Annotated in this window: 2 protein-coding genes and 1 pseudogene; 1 reads left to right on the top strand and 2 read right to left on the bottom strand. The window is 62.5% G+C overall.

The genetic code is table 11. The features are described 5' to 3' along the window. Positions 1-1,262, bottom strand: a 1,262-nt coding sequence (locus AYR66_RS00030) for an MFS transporter (RefSeq protein ID WP_141104132.1), incomplete at its 3' end; no start/stop codon positions are given. Between the two features lie 167 nt (positions 1,263-1,429). On the opposite strand from AYR66_RS00030, the gene AYR66_RS00025 reads away from it, so the two are divergent. Next, positions 1,430-2,347 carry a LysR family transcriptional regulator gene (locus AYR66_RS00025; protein WP_088705790.1) on the top strand — a complete coding sequence of 306 codons (918 nt, stop codon included), beginning with the start codon at positions 1,430-1,432 and terminating at the stop codon, positions 2,345-2,347. A 138-nt stretch (positions 2,348-2,485) separates the two neighbouring features. Here the strand turns inward: AYR66_RS00025 and AYR66_RS00020 are convergent. Then, positions 2,486-2,636 (bottom strand): annotated as a pseudogene (locus tag AYR66_RS00020) (peroxiredoxin); the annotation flags it as partial.

The following is a 2,636-nucleotide window of genomic DNA, read 5'->3' as shown; positions in this document are numbered from 1 at the left end:
AGAATGATCAGTGCGGCGGTCACCGGCAGGCAGGCGATGATCAGCACGCCGAGATGGAGATTGCCGGTGGCCGACTTGGCCCAGCCGATGATCGCCGGTCCCCAGAAGCCGCCGGACAGGCCGATGGTGTTGATGAGCGCGATGCCGCCCGCCGCGGCCGGCCCCTTGATGTGTTCGGACGGCATGGCCCAGAACACCGTATAGGCCATCCAGAAAGCCGCGGTGGCAAGGGTCAGGAGCAGCATGGACGCAAACAGGTTGCCGTCCGCGAGGATCGATCCAGCCAGCAGAAGTCCACCGAGGGCGGCCGGCACCGCGCTATGAAAGCGGCGTTCGCCCAGCCGGTCGGAACGGCGGCCCATGGTGTACATGGCGATGGCAGCGGCGATGTAGGGCACCGCGGAGTAGCGGCCGAGCTGCAGCGTGTCGGTCACGCCTTGCGCCGCGATCAGGGTCGGCAGCCAGAAGCTGAGCGCATAGATGGTGGCGATGATGCAAAAGTATGCCGACGCGAGCACGTAGATCTTCGGATCCTTCGCCACCGCCTTGAAGGAATGGCTGTGTCCCGCGGTGCCGCCGAGTTCGGAGTCGAGCAGGCGCTTCTCGCTGCTGCTCAGCCAGGAGACATCCGCCGGGCGGTCAGCGAGCAGGCGCCATGCGAGGACACCGAGCAGGATGCAGGGCAAGCCTTCGATGAGGAACATCCATTGCCAACCGGCAAGTCCGCCCGCGCCGGCCAGGCTGGTGATCAGCCATGCCGACACCGGACCGCCGACGATGCCGCCGATGGGACCGGCCAGGAACACCAGCGCGATGGCCCGCGCCATGCGCTGCGGCCCGTACCAGCAAGACAGGTAATAAATCATGCCCGGCGCAAAACCTGCCTCGAAGACGCCCAGCAGGAAGCGCATGGCATAGAACATAGGAACGTTGCGTACGAATAGCATGCAGGCCGAAGTGATACCCCACAGCACGAGAATGCGGCTGAAGGTCTTGCGTGCGCCGACGCGCGGCAGCATGAGGTTGCTCGGGATTTCGAACAGCACATAGCCGATGAAGAAAATCCCCGCGCCAACGCCATAGGCCGCATCGGAAAACCCGAGGTCGGCTTGCATCTGCAGCTTGGCAAAGCCGACATTGACGCGGTCCAGGTAAGCAAACAGGTAGCAGACCAGCAGGAATGGCAAAAGGCGCCAGTTGATCTTTCTGTAGAGCGCCGCGACATCATCGTCGACGGCCGCGGTGGCAGGCAGGGTAAGCATCTCGATCTCCTTGTTTGGTACGTCGTGTTGTTGTGTGCGATCGATCATGGCACCGGGCAGCTTTTCCACCAAGAGCAACTAAATCCACACTTCGTTCTGTTTTGAGCAACGCTCGACGACAAGCTTGTGTAACATGCAGTCATTGCGGAATCACCAGGGGCACAGCCATGCGCGAGATCAACCAGCAACGCCTGCGTTACTTCAGGGAAGTCCTGGCCCATGGCTCCATCCGCGGCGCCGCGGACAGTCTCAACACCTCGCCTTCGGTCATTACCCGCCAGATCAAGCTGCTCGAGGAAGAGCTCGACACAACGCTGTTCGAGCGCGAGGCGCGCGGCGTCAAGCCGACCGAAGCGGCCGTCCATTTGCTGGAGTTCTGGCGCGGCTGCCGTTCGCATCAGGAAGCACTCGAGGACCAGTTGCATCTGCTGAAGGGCTTGCAGCAAGGCGAGGTGAGGCTGGTGTTGAGCGAAGGCTATGTGGACCCGCTGGTCAATGAAGTGCTGGCGCCGTTTTGCACGCGCTATCCCAGGCTCCAGATCAACATGACCATCCTGCCGGTGGACGACGTGCTCAACGAAGTCGCGGAGAGCCGCGCGCATATCGGGCTCGCCTATAACCCGCCGCCGCATCCGCGTATCGAATACCGTGCGAGCGCATCGCAACCGGTGGTGCTGCTGCTCCGGCGTGACCATCCGCTGGCCGTGCGCGGCGGCCCGGCCAGCATCGAGGACCTCATGTCCTACCCGCTGGCGATCATGCCGGCCACCTTCGGGATCGGCCATGCGGCGGCAATGGTGGAGTTCGCGGAGAACATCAAGCTGCGGCCAACCCTGGTGACGAATTCGCTGACGGCGCTCAAGCAGTTCGTCGCCTACGACAACTTCATGACACTGATCGGCGAATTCGCCGCTTATCGGGAAATCGCCTCGGGACAGCTTGCCGTCGTCCGCATCGACCATCCCTTGTTCAGCGGCACGCAGGCACGGCTGCTGGTGAAGGCCGGCAGGCCGTTGCCGGCCGCTGCACGGGAACTGCTTGGCTATATTTCGGAGCGCATGGCGATGTTTGCTGGAGCGGCTTGATCACAAGTAGATCATCCAGATAAATGTGAAAGGCAAGGAACGTAGGGTCGGTAGAGCACAAGCGAAACCCGCCGAATGGCGTCACTTGAGCGCATGGTGGGTTTCGCGTCGCTCTACCCACCCTACGAATTCGCCTAATTACGCCGGCGCCAGCGAAATCGTCACATCGATATTCCCACGCGACATCTTGGAGTACGGGCAGATCTGGTGCGCGGCCTCGATCACTGCTTGCGCGACATCGCGCGGCACGCCGGGCAGGCTCACGCTGAGGCGCGCCTGCAGAAAGAAG

The organism is Noviherbaspirillum denitrificans (genome assembly GCF_002211445.1).
In the GTDB taxonomy this organism is placed as follows: domain Bacteria; phylum Pseudomonadota; class Gammaproteobacteria; order Burkholderiales; family Burkholderiaceae_D; genus Noviherbaspirillum; species Noviherbaspirillum denitrificans.
This window is presented reverse-complemented; position numbering and strand designations above follow the sequence as displayed.